Here is a 20,513-nt window from a genome sequence, read left to right on the forward strand (position 1 = left end):
CCGCGCGTCACCCGGTGCGGCCGGACGGTAGGTCCCCGGACCGGCCCCGCCAGTACGCCAGCGTGTTCTGCGTCCGGATGGTGGCGCCGTGACTGGGGCCGAGAGCGCGCAACTCCGCGACCAGCAACACCTCCAGTTCCGCGACGGCGCGGGTCAGGTCGCCGTGCCGGGCGCGGCAGCCCGCGAGTTCGTTGCGGGTGTCGAAGGTGTCCGGATGGTCCGGGCCGAGCACGCGCAACCGGTCGCCGAGCAGTTTCTCCAGGTCGGTGATCGCGCCCGCGAGATCGCCGCTGTCGGCGCGGTAGGCGGCCAGTTTGCCGCGGGTGAGCAGCGTGTCGGGGTGGTCCGGTCCGAGCACCCGCAGACGATCGTCGAGCAGTCGGGTGAACTCCGCGCCCGCCCCGGACAGATCACCGCTTCGCGCGCGGAACGCCGCGAGGTTGTTGCGCGCGCCGAGCGTATTGGGATGGTCGGCGCCGAAGACGCGCAGATAGTCGGCTACCAACTGCTCGAATTCGGCCCGTGCGCCTGCGAGATCGCCGCTTGCCGCCCGCCAGTACGCGAGGCTGTTGCGGGTGCGCAAGGTGTCCGGGTGATCGGCGCCGAGCACGCGGGCGCGGTCGGCGCGCAGCTGTTCGAACCGGTCGATCGCCCCGGCGAAATCGCCGACGTCGCCGCGATTGGACGCCAGGTTGTTCCTGGTGCGCAGGGTTTCGGGATGGTCGGGCCCGAGCAGGCGCAGCCGGTCGGCGAGCAGATGCTCGAACTCCTCGCCCGCGCCGGAGTAGTCGCCGCAGCGGGCGCGGTAGCTCGCCAGCTTGTCGCGGGTGTCCGAGGTGGCCGGATCGTCGGGTCCGAACACCCGCAACCGGTCGGCGAGCAACTGTTCGAAATCGGCGACGGCGCCGACCAGGTCGCCGCTCTCGGCGCGGTGATATGCCCACCGTTCCCGCGTGATGAAGGTGTCGGGATGGTCCGGTCCCAGTGACTCGGCGAAGTCGGGCGTCCACGCCGCCCACAGGTCGCGGTCGTCGGCCGACCTGCCGGTTTCCAGCTTCTCCAGGAAGTCGATGGCCAAGGCGGCATCGCCGTAGGCCAGGCAGTGGCGTACGGCCGCGCCGCGCGCGTAGTCCGCGGCCCGGTCGCCTCCGTCGGCCTGGATCGCCGCGACCAGGGCGCGGTGGGCGTCCGCGATGCGCACGCCGAGGCGGTGGCATTCCGCGCCCAGCGCGGGCAGGAACGCGCTGTGGGTCACGCCGAGCGACTCGCGAACGGTGCCGGGATGACTGCGGGTGACCAGGGTGCCGAGATTCACGGCGATGTCGCGGACCCGGGCGGCGCTGAGGTCGACGCCGAGCGACAACAGCGCCGAATCCAAGAGCTCCAGCGGCAACACCGGCCCGACACCCGCCGCGACCAGCACACCGAGCAGAGCCGCTGTGTCACCGGTGGTTTCGGGATCGAGCCCGCGCAGCGCCGTCTCGACCCGCAGCGCGATGACCCGGTCGAGGCCGATCCCGGAGGCCACCGCGCCGTCGGTCAATCCCGAAGCGACCTCCAGCAGGATGCCTGCGACCAGCCAGCCGCCCGCCACCACCCGCGAACCGCTCGCGTCCGTGGGGGTCTCCGCCAGCAGCCGCTGGATCCAGCCGATCCAGTCGACCGGGCCCAGCGGCGCCGTGCCGCGCGCGGAATCCACCACGGCGGCGATATCGTCGGCCGCCGGTTCGGCGATATCGATGCGGTACATGTGCGCCAGCCCCGGATCGTCCTCCACGCCGGTGCCGGGCCGGATGCCGACGATCACGCGCACGTGCCGAAGATCCTCGCGGCCGGTCAGATCGGCGATCGCGGCCACGAGCAACCGCCTGGTCCCCTCCTGCGGCTGGTTCAGTCCGTCGAACACCAGGGTGACCCGGCGGCCCGCCGTGGACAGCCGCGCCAACGGGCGGCGGACCAGGATCTCGAAGATGTCGAACTCGTCCCTGGGCCGGTGCGCCCTGGCCGCGCGCGCCGCCTCATGGAAGCCGGGCACGCGCGCGTCGAGCTGCGCGGCCAGCTCAGCGGCCACGGACTCCACCGAACTGTTCACCGTCAGGAACACCGCGGCGGTGATGTAGTCGGGGGTGACGGCGAGCCCGTCGACCAGGCTGGGGCGGATCAGCATCGCCAGCAGCGTGGACTTGCCCACGCCCGCCGGACCCAGCACCGCACGCAGCCGGTGGCTGCCCGCGTCGACGATCGCGTCGAGACGCTCGCGCACATCGGGCGTCAGCAGCAGACGCCGGGTGAGCTGGTCGACGAATCCGGCCGCGGAGCGTCCGCTCACCGCGTCGCGGTGGCGCGCGGTGTTCGGCACCAGCCACAGCCCCGGGTCGACGCCCTGTGCCGGGGACACCGCGCCGGAACTGAACGACAGATGCTGCGGCTGTTGATGGGTGCACTGCACGGCGATCGGATCGACCAGGTCCGAGGGCAGCAGGTTCTCCCCGCGCAGCGGCAGGCCCAGGTCAAAGGTGGCGAGCATGGTGCGGGTGAAGCATCCGGAATACGCGGGCCCGTCGCCCGAGGCGACCAGCAGTTCCATCCGGCCGCCCGACTGCGCCAGCAGATCGGTCCACCGGCGCGCGGCCCCTTGGACGCCCTGCCCCGCCTCGCAGGCGTCGACGAGCAGCACGAGCCCGTCCAGCGCGGCGCGGTCGAGCCGCTCGCGGATCTCTTGGGTCAGGTGAAACGCGTTGTGCGAGGTGGGATCAGCGGGTGAATCGTGGCCGAGCAGGTAGAAGTCCTCGGCGCTGGTCGCCACGCCGTGCCCGATGAAGCCGAGCAGCAGGGTGGCCTGCCGCTGCGATGCCGCCGTGAAGGCAGCGTCGACGGCCTCGAGCAGTTGCGCGGCAGTGGGATTCAGCACCGGGCCGTCCAGCTCGATGGCGGGCCGCCACCCGCCCGCTGCGGTCAGACTCCCGTACAAGCCGTTGGCGAGTTCTTCGGTGAAACCCAGATCTCCCAGCGCCGCGCATTCCGATCCCACCACCAGCGCCAGCCGACCTCCCATGCAAGAAACATACTCGCGCCGCCGCGCCGTTCCGCCGCACCGATACCGAAAGGCGCTGTGCGAGACGTAGGGTGACGGTCCGAGAGCCGGAAGAAGGAGATCGCGCGATGACCGACCCGGTGGTGGGTTTGACGGGTACGCTCACATCGCCGATCCGAGGTGCCGGGACGCTGAGCGAGGTCCTGGTCGCGATTCGCGGGGGAACCGAGCTGTACATCGCACAGTCCGCCGAGCCGATCCCGGCCGGTGCGACCGTGCTGGTCATCGCGGTCCATCCGGGGCGCGTCGTCGACGTCGTCCCGTGGATTCCGCTCACCCCGGACCCGGCCGCAGAAACCTGAAAGAGCAAGGGAGACAGACGTGCTGGGCTACCATGTGCCGGACCCGGACGAGGCGATGCTGGTCAGCGGCGGCAAGAGCCGCGACAACACGCCGTTCAAAGTAGTCATCGGACGCGGCGCCTGGGTGATTCCGCTGTTCCGCAAGGTGCGCTACCTGTCGCTGGCGATGTTCGAATCCGAGATCAAGGAGCGGTGCGTCACCAAACAGGCGATCCAGCTCGACGTCCGCGCGGTGATCGCGTTCAAGGTGGCCAACGACACCTCCTCCATCGTGAACGCCGCCCAGCGGTTCCTCTCCGAACAGGAGCGGGAGATGTCGGTGCTGACCGGGCGCATCTTCTCCGGGCACCTGCGTTCGATCGTCGGCTCGATGACGGTCGAGGAGATCATCCGGGAGCGGCAGAAACTGGCCGACGAAGTGCTCGTCGCGTCGAAAGTCGAGATGAGCAACATCGGCCTGTGGGTCGATTCGTTCCAGATCCAGTCCATCGACGACGGCAACCTCGGCTATATCGCCGCGCTCGCCGCCCCGCACAATGCCGCCGTCCAGCGCGACGCGCAGATCGCGCAATCGCAAGCCGCGCAGGCGGCGGCGCAGGCCGAGCAGGAATCCCAGCGCAGGCAGGCGGAATATCAGCGCGAGACGGCGATCCTGCGCGCGCAGTACCAGCGCGACATCGACAAGGCCAACGCGGAGGCGGCGCAGGCGGGCCCGCTCGCCGAGGCGATGGCGTTGCAGGAGGTGCTCACCGCGCAGGCCGAGCAGGCCCGCAAAGAAGCCGAGCTGCGCGAGCAGCAGTTGCAGGCCGAGGTCGTCAAACCCGCTCAGGCGGAAGCGGATCGGGTGCGCATCCTGGCCGAGGCGGAAGCCGACCGGACTCGGATCCAGGCCGAGGCGGCCGCGTCGAACAACCGCATCGCGCTGGATCAGTTGTTGATCGAACAACTTCCGGAAATCGTGCGGCAGGCGTCGAACGGGCTGGCGAACGCGAATCTCACCGTCTTGAACGGACCGGATGGAGTGAGCGAACTGGTGAACGGAATGGTCGGTCAGGGACTGACCGTTTTCAATTCGTTGCAAAAGGCGCTTTCCTCCGACGACGGCGAAAAGGCGCGTTAAAGTTGCCGAGTAGCGACGGCGACGAGGAGCGGGTGTTGGTGTCCATCGGGAAATTGGTGTCGTTCGACAGCTCTCGGGGATTCGGATTCATTCGGCCGGAGGACGGTGGACCCGATGTGTTCGTCCACGTCAACGACATCGGCCTGGACGAGGACGAGTTGCGACAGGGACGGGTGTTCGAGTTCGAGGTGACCGAAGGCGACCGCGGACCCAAGGCGGTCAATCTCACTGTGGTCGGCGGGTCGTCCGCACCCCCCGCCCGGCACAAGGGGAAGGACAGGGCGGGTTCGGGACAGCTCACCGTCGCCGAGCACCAGCGCCTGATCACCGAACTGCTCCTGGACGCCAGCCCCGCGCTCACCGCGGGTGAGATCCTCACCATCCGCGACCGGCTCACCGCGTTCGCCGACCAGCACGGCTGGCTGGAGAACTGACCGGCGAAGTCCACGAACCTGTCGGGGCACCCGCCTACGATCGAGCCGAGGCCGCGGCCGCATACCGATGAGTTCGGTCCGCGCGCACCGTCGACATGGGTGAGGATCGAACCCGAGGAGGATCGCGTGGAGCTACCGGTGATGCCACCAGTACGGCCGATGCTGGCCAAATCCGCGCCCGCGGTGCCCCGCGAGCCGGGCCTGAGCTACGAACCCAAATGGGACGGTTTCCGCTGCATCGTGTTCCGCGACGGCGCCGAAGTGGAACTCGGCTCGCGCAATGACCGGCCGCTGACCAGGTATTTTCCCGAGGTCGCCGAATTGCTGAAGCAGGCGCTGCCGGACCGCTGCGTGGTGGACGGCGAGATCGTGGTGGTCACCGAACAGGGCCTGGATTTCGACACCTTGCAGAACCGGCTGCATCCGGCCGCGTCCAGGGTCGCCAAGCTGGCCGCGGAGACGCCGGCCAGTTTCGTGGCCTTCGATCTGCTCGCCCTCGGCGACAAGGATCTGACCGGGGAGCCGTTCATCGAACGCAGGCGGCTGCTCGAAACGATCCTGGACACCGCGCTCGCGCGCGTGCACCTGACTCCGCTCACCCACGATCCCGACGTCGCCGAGGACTGGTTCACCCGTTTCGAGGGCGCGGGGTTCGACGGCGTGATGGTCAAATCCGACGACCTCGCCTATCTCCAGGACAAGCGGGTGATGCTGAAGGTCAAGCACGAGCGCACCGCCGACTGCGTGGTGGCGGGTTTCCGCTGGCACAAGGACGGTGCCGGGGTCGGCTCGCTGCTGCTCGGACTTTTCGACGACGAGGGCCGCCTGCACCACGTCGGCGTGGCCAGCAGCTTCACCGCGGCCCGGCGCAAGGAACTGGTCGAGGAGCTCGCGCCACTGCGGGAGAACGCGCTCGACAACCATCCCTGGCGGGATTGGGCCGACGCCGCGGCGCAGGCGGCGGCGGAGGGCAAGATGCCCGGCGGCGTCAGCCGCTGGACCGGCGGCAAGGATCTGTCCTGGGAGGCGTTGCGGACGGAGCTGGTCGCCGAGGTGCGCTACGAGCACGTGCAGTCGGGACGGCTGCGCCACGGCGGCAGGCTGGTGCGCTTCCGCACCGACCGGACGCCGGAATCGTGTACCTACGCGCAGCTGGACGAGGTCGCGCCCGCGGAATTGAGCACGCTGTTCGGCGAAGGCGCGGCGCGATGACCGAGTCCGTCGACATCGAGACCGACGGCCGGACCGTCACGATCAGCAATCCGGGCAAGATCTATTTCACCGAGCGCGGCGAGACGAAACTCGATCTGGTGCGTTACTACCAGGCGATCGCCGAGCCGTTCCTGAATGTGGTGGGCGGGCGTCCGCTGCTGCTGGAGCGGTATCCCGACGGAGCGTCCGGCAAGTCCTGGTTCCAGAAACGGGTGCCGAAATCCGCGCCGGACTGGCTGCACACCGTGGAGGTGTCCACACCGAACGGCACCACCAGCGACGCCCTCGTCGCCCACGATCTCGCCCACATCCTGTGGGCGGTGAACCAGGGATGCCTCGGGTTCCACGTGTGGCCCAACCGCGCCGACGATCTGGAGATCGCCGACGAGCTGCGCATCGACCTCGATCCTTCGCCGGGAATCACCTTCGCCGATCTCCGGCACGCCGCGATACGCACCAGGGATCTGCTCGCCGAACTCGGCATCGAATCCTGGATCAAGACCTCCGGCTCACGCGGCTTGCATCTCTACTCGGCGCTGGAACCGAAGTGGGACGGTTATCAGGTGCGGGCCGCCGCGGTGGCGCTGGCCCGCGAATTGGAGCGCCGGTTCCCGGAGGACATCACCGCGCAGTGGTGGAAGGAAGAACGCGGCAACCGGGTCTTCATCGATTTCAATCAGAACGCGCCGCACAAAACGGTGTTCGGCGCCTGGTGCGTGCGGCCGAAGGTCGGCGCGCAGGTCTCGACGCCGATCAGCTGGGCGGATCTGGATTCGGTGGTGCCCGACGAGCTGACCATCGCGACCGTCCCGGCACGCTACGCCGCATCGGGGGACCCGTGGGCCGATCGTGCGCCTCAGTCCATCGCCCCGCTGCTGGAGATGTCCGACCGGGACATGGCGGCCGGTCTCATGGACGCGCCGTGGCCCCCGCAATATCCGAAGATGCCCAACGAACCGCCCAGGGTGCAGCCGAGCCGCGCCAAGAAGACCGAATAGCGAGCGTTATTCGGTCCACAACACCCAAGTGCCGCTGCGGCCGCTGAGTTCGCACACCAGGGCCCGGCCGTCGGCGGTGCGTCCGGTCTTCGCCCCGGAGGCGTCGCACTTCGACCCCGCTTGCTGCACGGCGGTCGCGACGACGTGCGGGCCCGCCCACTGGTAGCCGCCGGAGGTCGTGAGGCAGATCAGGGTGCCACCGTCGGCGGCGCTGCCGATCTGGCCGAGTTGCGCCTCGCTGCACGACGAACCTTTCGTGACCGGTCCCTGGCTCGCTGACGGCGTAGTGGTCACAGCGGGGCTCGGCGCTGCCGCCGTAGTCGTCGCCACCGGACGCTCGACGGTCGTCGGCACCGACGCGACGGGCGTGGGCGCGATCACGGACTGACGGTTCATCACGTCCGGCAGCCAGTTGCCCGTCAGCAGGACGAACCCGGCCACCGCGGTGATCTCGGCGACGCCGAGCAGCAGCGCGAACATCGCCATTACCCGGCCGCGCGGGTGACTGAAGGCGATGAAGCCGAACACGATGGCGACCGGGAACAGTCCCAGCAGCGCCGCCACGAGCGCGACGATCGCGTACGGATTGACGATCGGCGGGATCTCCACCCGCAGTCGGCCGGTTCGGCGGCGGCTCGGCGGCTGCTCGGGCCAGCGCTCGTCCTCCTCGTCCGCCCAGCCGCCGTCGGGCTCGGGCTCCGACCAGCGATCCTCCGGCCGCGCCTGCGGCCAGCGATCCGTATCACGCCGTTCTGCCCGTGTCATTCAGGTCCCTCTCCACACCAACACCGCGCAGGAACCTCGGACTGCCCGGACCCGCCCCGATATACCGACACAGAATAGGGCGCGCGCGGCGAAAAGTTGATTCGAAGTGTCGGATATTTGTGATCGGGCCGTAATAACAAACGTGTCGCAACTCTCGCGAATCTGTTAGCCGAGGCGCATGCTGGTCGACATACGACCCACCTGACCGCGGCCTTTCTTCAGGAGGATCCATGTCCGATAAGACGACCTCGAGCGGCCGGGATACCCCGCATTGGCATGCCAGGGCCGGAGATTTGCTCGATGACAACTTCAACCTCCCGGGCATCGTGTTGTGCACCCTCGGCGTCGTAGCGCTGGCCTGCACTCTGACCGCCGCCGGATACGGGTTCACCGGCTGGACCGGCGTCGGTGTGGTCGTGACGGCCGCGCTGTGGATCACCGGCGTCGGCGCCCTGCTCGTCGAACATCACCGGGAACAGGCGATCGAACTGAAGCACGGCCGCCACGGCCACGGGCCGGGCGCCTTGCGTCCGATTCGCTACAGCGGCGAGCGGTGATCCGGGCCGCCGGGTGACTGCCTGCGGTCGACCTTGGGCAGCGATTCGGTGACCAGCGTCAGCAGCATGTCGCACAGCAGCTCGTGCACCTGCGCGCGGGTGAGCGTGCCGCGCGTGATCCATTCCCGGCCCGCGACCTTGACCAGACCACCATAGGCACGCACCATCGCGCGCAGTTCGGCGTCGTGTGCCGAATCGGCGAGGCCGACCATCAGCAGCAGGCGCTCGGCCGCCGCGTCGTCGGCGGCGTCGAGGATCTGCTGCACCTCGGGATCGTCGCCGACGCCCTCGTGGCTGGTCACCTTCACCCAGGTGCTGCCGTGCTCGGCGATGGTGTCCAGCAGCCAGCGCACGCTGGCATCCACCCGCTCACGCCAGCTGCCGGTGGGCACGACCATGTTGTCGAGTTTGGGCAACGTCACCATGCGCCGCACCACCGCGAGATAGAGGTCGCGCTTGTTGCCGAAATAGTGGTTGATCAGACCGCGCGCGACGCCCGCGCGCTGCGCCAGTTCGGCGGTGGAGACGGCCGCGTACGGGCGCTCGCCGAACATGTCGATCGCGCAGGCGAGGATCTGCGCGCGCCGCTCGTCGGGTTCGAGCCTGCGGCGGCGCGGTAGCGCCGGGTCGGCGCCACCGTCCGCGGCCGCACTCCTGGTGTCAGAGAGACCGGGCAATGAGATCCTTCATCACCTCGTTGCTGCCCGCGAGGATGCGCAGGACGCGGGCGCCGGTGTAGAGCTGGGAAATCGGATACTCCGTCATGTAGCCGTAGCCGCCGAACAGTTGCAGGCAGCGGTCCACCACGATACCGAGCTGATCGGTCAGCCAGTATTTCGACATGGCAGCGCTGGGAATGTCGAGTTCACCGCGCAGGTGCTTGTCGATGCAGTCGTCGAGGAAGGTGCGCGAGACCTTGGTGACGGTCGCGCACTCGGCGAGTTCGAACTTGGTGTTCTGCATGGCGAACAGCGGTTTGCCGAACGCTTCGCGGCCCTTGGTGTAATCGACGGTGAGCTGCACCGCCTTCTCCATCATGGCGACCGCGATGATCGCCGTGACCAGGCGTTCCTGCGCGAGCATCTGCATCATCTGGTAGAAGCCCTGCCCCTCGGCGCCGCCGAGGAGGTTGGACGCGGGCACGCGCAGGCCGTCGAAGAACAGCTCCGCGGTGTCCTGGGCCTTGCCGCCGATCTTGTTCAGGATGCGCCCGCGCTCGAAACCGTGAGTGTCGTCACCGACTTCGGCGAAGATCAGCGAGACACCGGCCGCGCCCTTGGTCGGGTCGGTTTTGGCGGCGATGATGATGCCATCGCAGAGCCAGCCGTTGGTGATGAAGATCTTCGAGCCGGTGATGACGTACTCGTCGCCCTCCAGTACCGCACGGGTCTTGATGTTCTGCAGGTCCGATCCGGTGCCCGGCTCGGTCATGCCGATGGAAAGCACGATCTCGCCGCTCGCGGCCTTGGGCAGCACACGCCGCTTGAGTTCCTCGGAACCGAACTCGTACAGGTACGGCGCGATGATCGAGCTGTGCACGGGGATGCCCATCGATCCGTCCCCGGCGCGGGCCTGCTCCTCGATGATGGCGGCTTCGTGCGCGAACGTACCGCCGCCACCGCCGTATTCGGCGGGAATCGCGGGACACAGCAGGCCGAGTTCACCGGCCCGGTTGTACAGCGCGCGATCGGGGTGCCCTTGCGCGACGAATTTCTCCTCATGAGGCACGACCTCCTTCTCGAAGAAGGTCTTCGCCAGATCTCGTACCGCCTCGACCTCGTCGTCACTCCACGCCGCGCGCGCCATCGCTGGATCCTTTGCTAGCTCCGGTCCGGCCCCTTCGCCGGTTACGCCTCAGATTCCCGAACTATTGGCGAGTTGTCAACAAGGGAAGCGAGCCGCCGTCACGGCCACCCGAATGCGAGCCCGCGCCCGGATGAGCAGGCCCGACCGCGAGCGGAGGCGGGCAGCCTGCCGAGTGCTGAGGAGAAACCGCCGCCCGTGCCGCGATTCCGGTGGTGAGCTGCGCCATATTCGGACGTTTTACCTTTCCCTCCAAGGGTCAATCCTTCGTACTGTCCGTATCGGAATTACTGACATCGGGCACGACGGCGACGTGCCATCGGATCGGTAGCCGGCAGCGAATGAGGTAAGGACATGACCGAACTGCTCGACACCACCGAAACGCCCCGACCGGACCGCACCTGGACGGTCGACCGGGACGGCGCCGAACTCGCCGTCTTCGAATGGGGTGATGCCGCCGCGGAGCCCTTGGTGCTGGTGCACGGCCTCACCGACACCCATAGCGTGTGGTCCACGGTCGCGGCCCTGCTGGCCGACGGCTTCCGGGTCATCACCTATGACGTTCGCGGCCACGGCGATTCGGCCGTTCCCGCCGTACTGTCGGAATATCGCCTCGGCACGCTGGCGGAGGACTTCTTCGCGGTGATCGACGCCGCCAGCCCGCGCAGGCCGGTGCACACATGCGGCCACGGCTGGGGCGCGGTGCAACTGTGGGAAGCGGTCTGCGACGAGCGTGCCAACACCCGCATCGCCTCGTTCACCGCGATCGCCGGACCGAACCTCGATCATCTCGGCCTGTGGCTGCGCGCGCTGGCGCCCCGCGCCGGCCGCGAACTCCGAGATGTGGGCTGGTGGTTGCACGGTGCGCGCTGGGCGCTGACGCCCGGTCCCATGGCCCGCAGGCTCTACCCGCCCCGCCTGCGCGGCCTGTTCGTGCGCGGGCTCGGAGGGATATCACCGCTGCCCGCGCGGATCGCGCCCACCTGGCGTGGCGATCTGCTCGCGGGCGCGCGCATCGCGCAGGCGAATCTGCTGCACCACCTGGGCAAGCCGCGGGTGCGCCGGACGGCCGTCCCGGTCCAGTTGCTGGTCGACACCACCGACCCGTTCGTCCCGGCCGCCGTCTACGACGCCTCCGCGCGCTGGGTCGACAAGCTGTGGCGCTGCGCCGTCCCGGCGAATCACTGGCTGCCGATCACCGAGCCGTTGTTGGTCGCCGAGGCCATCGCCAACTTCGTCGACGACCTGCGCGCCGACCGCGCGGCGATCACCCCGCGCAGCAGCTGACCACGGCGTACCGGACGGGGCGCGGGCGACCGGTCCGGCGAGTTTGCGACAATGGGCCGGTCGTCTGCCCAGCTCGATGAAGGATGTCCCCCGCCGCGATGGCCGAAAGCATGATCGATCCCGAGGACCTCGCGACCTGTCTTCGGGTCCTGGAGCAGGCCGGAACGCTGGAGAAGGACCATCCCGACTCGGTGGCGGTGCAGCGCGCGGTCGGGCACATGTTCAAGAAGCTCAAGCAGCGGCGCCGCTCGGATGCGCGCGCGGCGGTGTCGGCCGCCGACCGCGCGGTGGTCGCCGCGACCGCGACCGGCTCGCCGAACCGGATCGATGACGAGACCGCGGGCATCCCGATCAGCTCCACCACCACCGGAGCCAGCGCGGGCACGCTGATCCGCCCGCGTCCCTGCTACATCTGCAAGCAGCGCTACACCCGGGTCGATGCCTTCTACCACCAGCTGTGCCCGGACTGCGCGACGCGCAGCCACACCAAACGGGACGCTCGTACCGATCTGACCGGAAGGCGGGCACTGCTCACCGGCGGCCGCGCCAAGATCGGCATGTACATCGCGCTGCGCCTGCTGCGCGACGGCGCGCACACCACCATCACGACCCGCTTTCCCAACGACGCGATCCGGCGTTTCGCCGCGATGGACGACAGCGCCGACTGGTTGCACCGGTTACGCATCGTCGGCATCGATCTGCGCGATCCGGCCCAGGTGGTCGCCTTGGCCGACGATGTCGCCGCCCAGGGCCCGCTGGACATCCTGATCAACAACGCCGCACAGACGGTCCGTCGCTCCCCCGGCGCCTACAGCGCTTTGGTCGAGGCGGAATCGGGTCCGCTGCCCGCGGGCGCGCTGCCGGAGGTGGTCAGCTTCGGCAAGACCATGCAGGCGCACCCCACCGCGCTGACCGCCTCGCTCACCCCGGCGCTCACCGCCGCCGATGTCGCCGAGCTGGCCTTGGTCGCCGGATCGGCGACGCCGGAACGGATCGCGCGCGGCGTCGCGATCGACGCGGGCGGCCTGGTGCCCGACCTCGCGCACACCAACAGCTGGGTGCAGACCGTCGCGCAGGTGGATCCGACCGAACTGCTGGAAGTGCAGCTGTGCAACTCGGTCGCGCCGTTCATCCTCGTCTCGCGCCTGCGCCCGGCGATGGCGGCCGCCGCGGCGCGCCGGAAATACGTCGTGAACGTCTCCGCGATGGAAGGGCAGTTCTCCCGCGCGTACAAGGGCCCGGGACACCCGCACACCAACATGGCCAAGGCGGCGCTGAACATGCTGACCCGCACCAGCGCCAGGGAGATGCTGGAGCAGGACGGCATCCTGATGACCGCGGTCGATACCGGCTGGATCACCGACGAGCGCCCGCACTACACCAAGCTCCGCCTCGCCGAAGAGGGTTTCCACGCCCCGCTGGACCTGGTCGACGGCGCGGCGCGGGTCTACGACCCCATCGTGCAGGGTGAGAACGGGATCGATCTGTTCGGCTGCTTCCTCAAGGACTATCAGCCTTCCCCGTGGTAGCGGCCGACACGGGTCCCGCCGCGCGAGGGAAGGTTACGCTGGAGGCGTGCTCTACCGGCTGTTGGCCGACGCCACCGCCGTCACGCATTTCGCGTTCGTGGCCTACGTGGTGGTCGGCGGGTTCCTCGCGTGGCGCTTCGGGCGCACGATCTGGCTGCATGTGCTCGCGGTCTGCTGGGGATTCAGCACGATCGTGTTCGGCATCGACTGCCCGCTCACGTATCTGGAGAACTGGGCGCGCGAGCGTGCCGGGGAGCAGCGGCTGCCGTCGAGCGGGTTCATCGATCACTACATCACCGGCGTGATCTACCCCGAAAGCGCACTCGGGTTGGTGCGGGCAGTCGTGGCCGCGCTGGTGGTGGCGTCCTGGATCGGCTATGGGTGGGCGCTGCGCAGGCGGGCCACCCCGGCCACCCGTGTGCACGCACCGCACTGACGAGGCGGCCGTGCTCAGGCGCCGAGGTGGCGCTCCACGAAGCTCGCGACCTGCGCGCCGTGCTCGTCCAGGTAGAAATGCCCGCCGGGGAACGTCGCGCGATCGAATCCGCCGCTGGTGTGCGCTCGCCACTCGTCGGCCTGTTCGGGTCGCATGGTCGGGTCCTCGGTGCTGACCAGCGCCGCGATGTCGACGCGCAACGGTTCTCCCGGCTGATGACGATAGGTCTCGACCGCTCGATAATCCGCGCGCACGGCGGGCAGCACGAGTTCGGCGAGGCCCGGCTCGGCGCGCAGCATCTCCAGCGGAGCGGGATCCGAGGCCAGCCGTACCAGCTCATCGATGAGCGCGTCGTCGGAGGCCAGGTGCAGCCGCTGCGTCTCCTCGAATGTCGGTGCGGGACGGCCGGAGACGAACAGGGTGGCCAGCGGCTGCCCGGCGCGCTCGAGCCTGCGCGCGGTCTCGAACGCCACAGTCGCGCCCATGCTGTGGCCGAACAAGGACAGCGACGCGATCTCGCCCTGCGCGAGCACTTCTCGCGCGATCCGGTCCGCCAGTGCGGCCAGGTCGGTGATCAGGTCGTCGCCCAACCGGTCCTGCCGCCCGGGATACTGGACCGCGGACACCGCGACACCCGGCCCGAACCGCTGTGCGAGATCTCGGTATGCCGTGGCCGAGCCTCCGCCCGGCGGGAAGCACAGCAGGTGATGCCGCACGACCGCCTCGGATCGCAGCGTCCGCAACCACTCCGAGTCGGTGATACCGCCTGCCATGTTCGATCTCCCTTCTCCGTCGCATGTCCCGGCGCGCGGCCGGACCAGACCACGGTAGTCGCCACGGCCGCCGCATCGGGTGACGCTTGTGCTGTGGCACCCGGCCCGATCGGCCCCGGCGAGATCCAGGCCGGTCACGGCGTGAAGGTCTGTAGATGGTCCACGGTGACGAAAGTGCTCTGCGGGCTCGCCGCACGCACCGCCGCTCGTAGCGGCTCCAGACCGCCCCAGTCGCGAGCGGGTTCGGTGAGTGGATGGTCGAAGTCGTCCCAGTGGGTGGGCAGCACGTAGCGCGGATTGCCGGTGGCGCGCAGCAGGCGCCCGACGTAGTCCTGAATCTTCCCGCCTCCGGCGGGCAGCAGCAGCACGTCCGGGCGCAAGCCCGCCAGTTCCGACTCGATGTAGTTCGAGCCGCCGAAGTTCAGCACGCTCACGCCGCCGCCGCTCACCTCGTAGGCGAGTGTGCCGCCCTCGACCAGATCACGAATCACTCTGGGCTGCGGCAGTTCTCCCGCGCCCAGGCCTGGACGGGTACCCGCGAAAGCCACCGTGGCGCGCGCCCCGGATGCGGAGTGCAGCGAACGCAGCACCCGGATGGTGTATCCGTCGAAACGGAGGAACTCGCCGCCCGTCGCCAAGGCGAGCTGTTGCTCCGGGGCGCCGAGCGCGGCCATGAGGTTCAGGTGCGTCTCGGTGCCGAGCACCGTCGCTCCGGTCTTCTTCGCCAGATACGGCACGTCGGTGAGGTGGTCGTAGTGGCCGTGGGTGACCAGGATGTGATCGGCGCGCAATTCACCGCTGTCGACGTAGTGGTCGATCAGCGCGGTGTCCACGGTGATCGGGGTCTGCGGATCCGCGCCCTCGGCGGTGTAGGTTCCGGTATGGAACCTGGTCAGCCAGGGGTCGATGAGCACGACCTTGCCCCCCGGCAGGCGGATCTCCCAGCTGTTGTTGCCCCACCACCGCAGCGTCACCCCGCCGGGCGATCCGCCCCCGGGAACCGAAGTCGCCGCACCATTGTCGGCGGAATCCGTTGTAGCGCAAGCGACTAACCCTGCCAGCGCGGCCGCGCCCGCCGTCGCGCCGAGAAATTCACGCCGTCCGAAACCTGTCATGCGGGCACCACACCACATGCCCTGCGGCCGTGTCCAAGACCGGTGTCGACGCTCGGTGATATCGGAAGAGATATCGTCGCAGCGTGGACCAGCTGCGCCAGCTCCGGTATTTCGTCGCCGTCGCCGAGGAATTGCATTTCGGACGGGCCGCCGAGCGGCTCGGCATCGCCCAGCCGCCGCTGAGCCAGCGCATCCGCCGCCTGGAGGCCGACCTCGGCGCGCGTCTGTTCGAGCGCGACAGCCGCCGCGTCGAACTCACCGAGGCCGGGCAGATTCTGCTCGCCGAGTCGCGAGACCTGCTCGCGCGCTGGGAGCGGACGAGAACGCTGGTCGGGAAGGCGCATCGGGGCGAGATGGACGCCGTGCGGATCGGAGTGCCGCCCGAACTGGCCGGGCGGGTGCTCGCCGCGCTGCTCACCGCGTTCGAGGCCAGAGACGTCCGGGTGGATCTGCAGGAACTGACCACCGCCGAGCAGGTCCGGCTGCTCGCCGACCGTCAATTGGACGCCGGGGTGCTGCAACACCCGGTCGACGTGGTCGGCCTGGAACTCGGCCCGGTGGTGGAGACACCGCTCGGCGTGGTGCTGCCCCGCGATTCGCCGCTGGCCGCGCGGTCGGCGCTGGAACTGGCCGACCTCGCCGGGCACGGCCTGGTGATCTTCCCGCGCGCGGCCGCGCCCGGGCTCTACGACGCCACGCTGCGCCGCTGCTGGGAGCACGGCTTCCGCCCGGCCTCGGTGCAGCACGCGCGCAATCCCGAATTCGTCCTGGGCATGGTGCTCTCGGGGCGGGGCGTGGCCTTCGACCAGGGGATGGTGGCGCAGAAGGAACCCCGCGTGGTCTGGCGGCCACTGCCCGAGGGCACGCTGAGTCATCGGTTGTCGCTGGCCTGGCCGGTAGGCGTGGCGCATCCGCTGGTGGGCGAGCTGGCCGAACTGGTCGTCGCGGTGCTGCAAGGCGACGGCGCGTCACGGCCGAGTCCGGTCGCGGACCCGCCGCAACGGCCATGGAACGTCGTCTACGGCCCGCCGTGAACGATCCGGCCGATCGCCTCGACGGCGGCTGCGCCGATGGCGCGATCCACCTCCGGCAGCCGCTGCGCCAAGGTCGCCGCTCGAGTGAAAACCGCTACGGCATAACGCTTTCCATCCGGATACTCGACGACGCCGACCTCGTTGCGCACCCCGGGCAGCGTCCCCGTCTTCGCCCAGACCTGCACGTCCGGCGGAAAGGCGGCGGCGAGCCGGTACCAGTTCACCTGCTGGCGCATCAGATCACGCACCCACCGGCACGCCTCCGGTGCGCCCGCCTCGTCCCGGGCGATCATGCTGAGCAGCCGCGCCATCTCCCGCGGGGTGCTCGCGGTGGTGCGCAGCGGGTCCAGCGCGCGGGTGCGCAGCACCTGCTCGGCGTCGAGCGCGGGGAACCGGCGGGCGAACTCGACCGCGTCGGCGGCGCCGATGTCCTCGGCCATGGACTGCACCACGGTGCGCGGCGGACCCACCACACGGGTGGCGGCGAGGCCCAGTTCGCGCAGCAGCGAGCGCACGTTGTCCAGCCCCACCCGGTCGAACAGCAGGTCCGCCGCGGTGTTGTCGCTGACGGTGAGCGCGAAGTACGCCGCGTCGCGCAGGCTGAACTCGACGTCGTCGGCGCAGCCCGCGGTGCCGACGCCGCCGAGCCGATCCGCCGCCCGCGCCCGCACTCGGTCGGCGGGGTCCAACTGTCCCGCCGCTACTTGCCTGGCGAACTCCAGGACCAGCGGCACCTTCACCACCGAGGCGAGCACCACTGGTTCGTCCGCCCGGACGCCCGCCTCGGCGCCGCAATCGACGCACCGGGCATGCAACCACCCCTCGACGCCGACAGTCCGAAAGATCTCCTGCACCGATGCAGCATCCCCGTCCGCGGGAGCGGGCACGGCACCGGGGCGTACCGGACGGCTCAGGCCCCGCCGGGGCTCGTCCGCGCGATTCGCTGTTCGAGTTCGGCGATCCGCTGCCGATAGTCGGCCAATTCCGTGAGACGAGAACTCATCTCGTCGGTCAACTGAGCGATCCGGCCGAGGTAGCGGTGCGCGGGGCGGTCGGCCCAGTAGGCGCCGGCGCGGCCGTACTCCACCGCACGATCGACGTCGCCCGCGGCGACTCCCGCCGCCGCCGCGTCCGTCGTCGCCGCCGCGAGCCCCGCCTCGAGCTGCTCCACGCGCAATCGCGTCGCCTGGTCGTGACCGGCGGTGCCGAGTGCCGCGCGCTCGGCGGCGAGGTCCTGGATCTCCCGGAGGTACCCCGCGTTCTGCGCGTCCTGCACGGCCATCAGCTCGTAATCGAGTGTGATCGGCGCGGAGCGGACCCGGTCCGGGAGCAGAGCCGCGCGCGGCCGCAGGTCGATGCCGAAGACCGGCACGCGTTCTCGCGCGGGTGAATTCGGCTTCTTTCTGATCGTCGGCACCGTGTATTCCGCGCTTCCGGCGTAGACGTTCGTCATCGTCGATCGACCTCACCTATGGCCGACGCGCGGCAGTTCGGTGCGCCGGCCATGCTCTGCCCCTCTGCCCGCACGCGACGGACAGGTCATCGGATCGGCGCGGCGTCACCGCGCCGGCTGCTGCGGTGCAGCATGTGGACATGCTGGCCGATACGTCCGGTCTTCGCGCCCCCCACTATTTTCACTGGCGAGAAGTGCGCTCGGACAGTCTCTTTGGTGTGGCATGGTGCTGCCACGGCACGCATCCACCGCCGTCCGAGACGCCGGGGCCTCGAGCTCGTCAGCATGTCATCCGCTATCTCGGCGTCGCCCTTGTGCGATCCTGCGGTCGCCGTTCGGGCCTGTCCATGTGTCCCACCTGGACGGGCGCGCCATCCGTTCGTCGACCACCCCGCCGCATCGAGGCGCGGCGCGCCCGCATGCGGGTCACACTGGTCGCCGGACCGAATCGGCGCAGGTGACATCACAGAACGACGGTGCGGTGCGGAAGCCGCGGACCGCATCCGGCGCGGCTGTGACGACCACCGCACCCGAGTTCGCCGTACCGCCAACTACGCTGAAGCGAGTGAACACGCACGCACGGCTCGTCCAGGACTACGAGGCCGGTATCGGTGTCACCGCCTCGCCCATCTCCCCCGCGCCCGATCCGGGTAGCAATCTCGCCGCGACACTACCGGTCTGGGCACTCGCCGCCGGTTCGGTGGCGGCGCTGACCGCCGCGGCGAACCGCATGCGAGCGGCCCGCGGTCTGGCCCCGGTGGCGCATCGCATCGACCCGGCCCGCATCACCGCGGCCTTCTCCAGCGAGCGTCTCTTACGTATCGGCGGCCAACTGCCCACGCAGTTCGCCGACCTCTCCGGCTTCTTCCCCACCTTCGACGGATGGGTTCGCACGCACGCCAACTATCCGCATCACCGGGCGCGACTGCTCGCCACACTCGGCTTGCCCGACTCTGTGCCGGTCGATCTCGCCGTCGCCCGAATTGCGATGATCCGCGCCTCGGATCTGGAGGAACAGGCCTCCGCGCAGGGCGCTATCGCGGTCCGCGTCCGTACCGAGGACGAGTGGACCGCCAGCCCGGAAGGACAGGCCGCGGCGGCGGGCCCCTTGGTCGCGATCGACCGGCGCGCCGACCGTGGGGAAGCCGGATTGCCTACGGGCGCCGCACCTTTGCAGCCGCTGCGGGGATTGCGTGTGCTCGATCTGACCAGGGTGATCGCGGGCCCGGTCGCGACGCGGGCGCTGGCTTTGCTCGGCGCCGAAGTGTTGCGGGTCGACCCGCCGCAACTGCCCGAGATCCCCTGGCAATTCGCCGACACCTGTCAGGGCAAGCGCTCGGCGTTGGTCGATCTGCGCACCAGTGGCCTCGATGATCTGATCGCCGCCGCCGATGTGCTGATCACCGGCTACCGGCCGGGCGCACTGGAGCGCGCCGGGGTGCGGGCCGCCGCCAGGCCAGGGCTGATCCACGGGCGGGTGTCCGCCTGGGGTGAAGCCGGGCCGTGGGGTGAGCGGCGCGGCTTCGACAGCATCGTGCAGGCCGCATCCGGCATCTCGATCCTGGAGGGCGCGCCCTCCGTGCCAGGAGCGCTGCCCGCCCAGGCGCTCGACCACGCCTCGGGCTACCTCCTCGCCGCCGGAGTGATCGACGCCCTGGTCGCGCGCGCGGGCGACGGCATCGGGCGGGACGTGCGTGTGGCTCTGGCCCGCACCGCGTCCTGGCTGCTCAGCGCCCCCGACCGCACACCGCGTCATCCGGCAGCCGCGGAGCCGAGCGCAGCGCAGGTGGTCCGGCACGGACAAGTCGTCACCGCGCCCCCCGTACTCCCCGAATACCCGGACTACGCCTGGCCCGCACCCACCTACGGCGCGGACCGTCCCGCCTGGCCCCTGCCGACCCACTGATCCGTCCCGCTGAGGCGCCGCGAAATCCTTCGCGGCGCCGACCAGTGGCGCTCGCGGTACCGCGCCTGTGCCCCATCCCCGTCGGAGCGGTCCATGAGCACTAATCCTCGACCCCGGCCAGTGCGGCGACCGCTTGCGCCAGGCGGTCGCCGTCGGGGAGGTTCGCGTCCGGAGCGATGGTTTGCAGTACGCCGAGGCCCTGGACGAGTACGAAATACAGTTCGCCGATCGCCTCGGCCTGGTCTTCGCTCAGCTGCGGGTGCGCCTCCCGCAGCGCGTCCGCCATCTCCCGGTAGGCCCCGGGCAGGCTCTGCGCGAAGAACTTCCGCGACTCCGGCGAGCGGGCGACGCGGACCAGGTTCTCCATGCTCGCCAGCATGCTGTCGTGGTTCTCGGTGAACACCGCGGGCATGCCGTTCCACATCGTGGCGAACGCCGCCAGCGGCGTCACACCACTACCCTCGCGGATCTTCTGTTCCATGCTGTCGCCGATCGCGGTGCCCAGAGAGTCGGCCAGGGCCTCGGTGATCAGCTGGTCTTTCGAGCCGAAGTGGTAGCCGATCGCCGCCAGGCTCACACCGGCCGCCGAGGCGATGTCGCGGGCGGTCGCCTTGGCGACGCCCCGCTCGATGATGACTTTCCGTGCTCCCGCCAGCAGATCCTCGCGATTTCCCATGACTCGAGGCTACAACGTC

The 20,513-nt window shown here is 69.7% G+C and carries 20 protein-coding genes; 11 read left to right on the top strand and 9 right to left on the bottom strand.

Annotated elements, in window-relative coordinates:
- Positions 1 to 7: 7 nt before the first annotated feature.
- Complete coding sequence (locus tag ABZW96_RS26985) at positions 8 to 3,055, bottom strand: tetratricopeptide repeat protein (RefSeq protein WP_355078425.1); 3,048 nt, start codon at positions 3,053 to 3,055, stop codon at positions 8 to 10.
- Between the two features lie 107 nt (positions 3,056 to 3,162).
- Here ABZW96_RS26985 and ABZW96_RS26990 point away from each other — a divergent pair, with 107 nt between their 5' ends.
- The 5 genes from ABZW96_RS26990 (at position 3,163) to ligD (ending at position 7,160) form a co-directional block, all read left to right on the top strand.
- Positions 3,163 to 3,396 (top strand): hypothetical protein, encoded by a 234-nt coding sequence (locus tag ABZW96_RS26990; RefSeq protein WP_355078426.1) that lies wholly within the window; start codon positions 3,163 to 3,165, stop codon positions 3,394 to 3,396.
- Positions 3,397 to 3,415: 19 nt separating this feature from the next.
- Positions 3,416 to 4,516 (top strand): SPFH domain-containing protein, encoded by a 1,101-nt coding sequence (locus ABZW96_RS26995; RefSeq protein ID WP_355078427.1) that lies wholly within the window; start codon positions 3,416 to 3,418, stop codon positions 4,514 to 4,516.
- Between the two features lie 32 nt (positions 4,517 to 4,548).
- Positions 4,549 to 4,950: a cold shock domain-containing protein gene (locus tag ABZW96_RS27000; protein WP_355078451.1), complete on the top strand. Its 402-nt coding sequence runs from the start codon at positions 4,549 to 4,551 to the stop codon at positions 4,948 to 4,950.
- Positions 4,951 to 5,076: 126 nt separating this feature from the next.
- Entirely contained in the window at positions 5,077 to 6,162 is a 1,086-nt protein-coding gene (locus ABZW96_RS27005; RefSeq protein WP_355078452.1) for an ATP-dependent DNA ligase, read from the top strand.
- Positions 6,159 to 7,160: a non-homologous end-joining DNA ligase gene (gene ligD, locus ABZW96_RS27010; RefSeq protein ID WP_355078428.1), complete on the top strand. Its 1,002-nt coding sequence runs from the start codon at positions 6,159 to 6,161 to the stop codon at positions 7,158 to 7,160. The genes ABZW96_RS27005 and ligD overlap by 4 nt, the downstream gene beginning before the upstream one ends.
- A 6-nt stretch (positions 7,161 to 7,166) precedes the next feature.
- Here ligD and ABZW96_RS27015 read toward each other — a convergent pair whose 3' ends face one another.
- A complete protein-coding gene (locus ABZW96_RS27015; protein ID WP_355078429.1) occupies positions 7,167 to 7,925 on the bottom strand; it encodes a hypothetical protein in 759 nt (252 codons plus the stop codon).
- 230 nt (positions 7,926 to 8,155) lie between these two features.
- Here ABZW96_RS27015 and ABZW96_RS27020 point away from each other — a divergent pair, with 230 nt between their 5' ends.
- Positions 8,156 to 8,482: a hypothetical protein gene (locus ABZW96_RS27020; RefSeq protein WP_355078430.1), complete on the top strand. Its 327-nt coding sequence runs from the start codon at positions 8,156 to 8,158 to the stop codon at positions 8,480 to 8,482.
- Here ABZW96_RS27020 and ABZW96_RS27025 read toward each other — a convergent pair.
- Positions 8,464 to 9,159 carry a helix-turn-helix domain-containing protein gene (locus ABZW96_RS27025; protein ID WP_355078431.1) on the bottom strand — a complete coding sequence of 232 codons (696 nt, stop codon included), beginning with the start codon at positions 9,157 to 9,159 and terminating at the stop codon, positions 8,464 to 8,466. The two genes, ABZW96_RS27020 and ABZW96_RS27025, sit on opposite strands and share 19 nt — an antisense overlap.
- Positions 9,143 to 10,288, bottom strand: coding sequence for an acyl-CoA dehydrogenase family protein (locus ABZW96_RS27030; protein ID WP_355078432.1), 1,146 nt, complete (start codon positions 10,286 to 10,288; stop codon positions 9,143 to 9,145). Before ABZW96_RS27030 ends, ABZW96_RS27025 begins: the two co-directional genes overlap by 17 nt.
- Before the next feature lie 351 nt (positions 10,289 to 10,639).
- On the opposite strand from ABZW96_RS27030, the gene ABZW96_RS27035 reads away from it, so the two are divergent.
- From ABZW96_RS27035 to ABZW96_RS27045, 3 genes are all read left to right on the top strand, one after another.
- On the top strand, positions 10,640 to 11,572 hold the full coding sequence (locus ABZW96_RS27035) for an alpha/beta fold hydrolase (RefSeq protein WP_355078433.1): 933 nt from the start codon (positions 10,640 to 10,642) through the stop codon (positions 11,570 to 11,572).
- 98 nt (positions 11,573 to 11,670) lie between these two features.
- Complete coding sequence (locus tag ABZW96_RS27040) at positions 11,671 to 13,101, top strand: SDR family NAD(P)-dependent oxidoreductase (RefSeq protein WP_355078434.1); 1,431 nt, start codon at positions 11,671 to 11,673, stop codon at positions 13,099 to 13,101.
- Between the two features lie 46 nt (positions 13,102 to 13,147).
- Complete coding sequence (locus ABZW96_RS27045; RefSeq protein ID WP_355078435.1) at positions 13,148 to 13,537, top strand: DUF2784 domain-containing protein; 390 nt, start codon at positions 13,148 to 13,150, stop codon at positions 13,535 to 13,537.
- Between the two features lie 14 nt (positions 13,538 to 13,551).
- Here ABZW96_RS27045 and ABZW96_RS27050 read toward each other — a convergent pair whose 3' ends face one another.
- Both ABZW96_RS27050 and ABZW96_RS27055 read right to left on the bottom strand, forming a co-directional pair.
- On the bottom strand, positions 13,552 to 14,310 hold the full coding sequence (locus ABZW96_RS27050; RefSeq protein WP_355078436.1) for an alpha/beta fold hydrolase: 759 nt from the start codon (positions 14,308 to 14,310) through the stop codon (positions 13,552 to 13,554).
- Positions 14,311 to 14,444: 134 nt separating this feature from the next.
- The gene (locus ABZW96_RS27055; RefSeq protein WP_355078437.1) at positions 14,445 to 15,425 is read right to left on the bottom strand and encodes an MBL fold metallo-hydrolase; all 981 of its coding nucleotides are present in this window, start codon (positions 15,423 to 15,425) and stop codon (positions 14,445 to 14,447) included.
- A gap of 83 nt (positions 15,426 to 15,508) precedes the next feature.
- Here ABZW96_RS27055 and ABZW96_RS27060 point away from each other — a divergent pair, with 83 nt between their 5' ends.
- The gene (locus tag ABZW96_RS27060) at positions 15,509 to 16,459 is read left to right on the top strand and encodes a LysR substrate-binding domain-containing protein (protein ID WP_355078438.1); all 951 of its coding nucleotides are present in this window, start codon (positions 15,509 to 15,511) and stop codon (positions 16,457 to 16,459) included.
- On the opposite strand, the gene ABZW96_RS27065 is transcribed toward ABZW96_RS27060, so the two are convergent.
- Entirely contained in the window at positions 16,444 to 17,313 is an 870-nt protein-coding gene (locus tag ABZW96_RS27065; RefSeq protein WP_355078439.1) for a serine hydrolase, read from the bottom strand. The genes ABZW96_RS27060 and ABZW96_RS27065 overlap by 16 nt on opposite strands.
- 56 nt (positions 17,314 to 17,369) lie before the next feature.
- Entirely contained in the window at positions 17,370 to 17,912 is a 543-nt protein-coding gene (locus ABZW96_RS27070) for a hypothetical protein (protein WP_355078440.1), read from the bottom strand.
- 565 nt (positions 17,913 to 18,477) lie between these two features.
- Here ABZW96_RS27070 and ABZW96_RS27075 point away from each other — a divergent pair.
- Entirely contained in the window at positions 18,478 to 19,818 is a 1,341-nt protein-coding gene (locus ABZW96_RS27075) for a CoA transferase (protein ID WP_355078441.1), read from the top strand.
- 100 nt (positions 19,819 to 19,918) lie between these two features.
- Here ABZW96_RS27075 and ABZW96_RS27080 read toward each other — a convergent pair whose 3' ends face one another.
- A complete protein-coding gene (locus tag ABZW96_RS27080) occupies positions 19,919 to 20,494 on the bottom strand; it encodes a helix-turn-helix domain-containing protein (protein ID WP_355078442.1) in 576 nt (191 codons plus the stop codon).
- Between the last annotated feature and the right edge of the window lie 19 nt (positions 20,495 to 20,513).

The organism is Nocardia sp. NPDC004168 (assembly GCF_040610355.1).
In the GTDB taxonomy this organism is placed as follows: Bacteria; Actinomycetota; Actinomycetes; order Mycobacteriales; family Mycobacteriaceae; genus Nocardia; species Nocardia sichangensis.

Bases quoted from the DNA above. Each gene is read 5' to 3' on its own strand.
- ABZW96_RS27030 (WP_355078432.1), bottom strand. From the start codon at position 10,288: ATGGCGCGCGCGGCGTGGAGTGACGACGAGGTCGAGGCGGTACGAGAT.
- ABZW96_RS27055 (WP_355078437.1), bottom strand. From the start codon at position 15,425: ATGACAGGTTTCGGACGGCGTGAATTTCTCGGCGCGACGGCGGGCGCG.
- ABZW96_RS27035 (WP_355078433.1), top strand. From the start codon at position 10,640: ATGACCGAACTGCTCGACACCACCGAAACGCCCCGACCGGACCGCACC.
- ABZW96_RS27050 (WP_355078436.1), bottom strand. From the start codon at position 14,310: ATGGCAGGCGGTATCACCGACTCGGAGTGGTTGCGGACGCTGCGATCC.
- ABZW96_RS27040 (WP_355078434.1), top strand. From the start codon at position 11,671: ATGGCCGAAAGCATGATCGATCCCGAGGACCTCGCGACCTGTCTTCGG.
- ligD (WP_355078428.1), top strand. From the start codon at position 6,159: ATGACCGAGTCCGTCGACATCGAGACCGACGGCCGGACCGTCACGATC.
- ABZW96_RS27020 (WP_355078430.1), top strand. From the start codon at position 8,156: ATGTCCGATAAGACGACCTCGAGCGGCCGGGATACCCCGCATTGGCAT.
- ABZW96_RS27015 (WP_355078429.1), bottom strand. From the start codon at position 7,925: ATGACACGGGCAGAACGGCGTGATACGGATCGCTGGCCGCAGGCGCGG.
- ABZW96_RS27080 (WP_355078442.1), bottom strand. From the start codon at position 20,494: ATGGGAAATCGCGAGGATCTGCTGGCGGGAGCACGGAAAGTCATCATC.
- ABZW96_RS26990 (WP_355078426.1), top strand. From the start codon at position 3,163: ATGACCGACCCGGTGGTGGGTTTGACGGGTACGCTCACATCGCCGATC.
- ABZW96_RS27070 (WP_355078440.1), bottom strand. From the start codon at position 17,912: ATGACGAACGTCTACGCCGGAAGCGCGGAATACACGGTGCCGACGATC.
- ABZW96_RS26985 (WP_355078425.1), bottom strand. From the start codon at position 3,055: ATGGGAGGTCGGCTGGCGCTGGTGGTGGGATCGGAATGCGCGGCGCTG.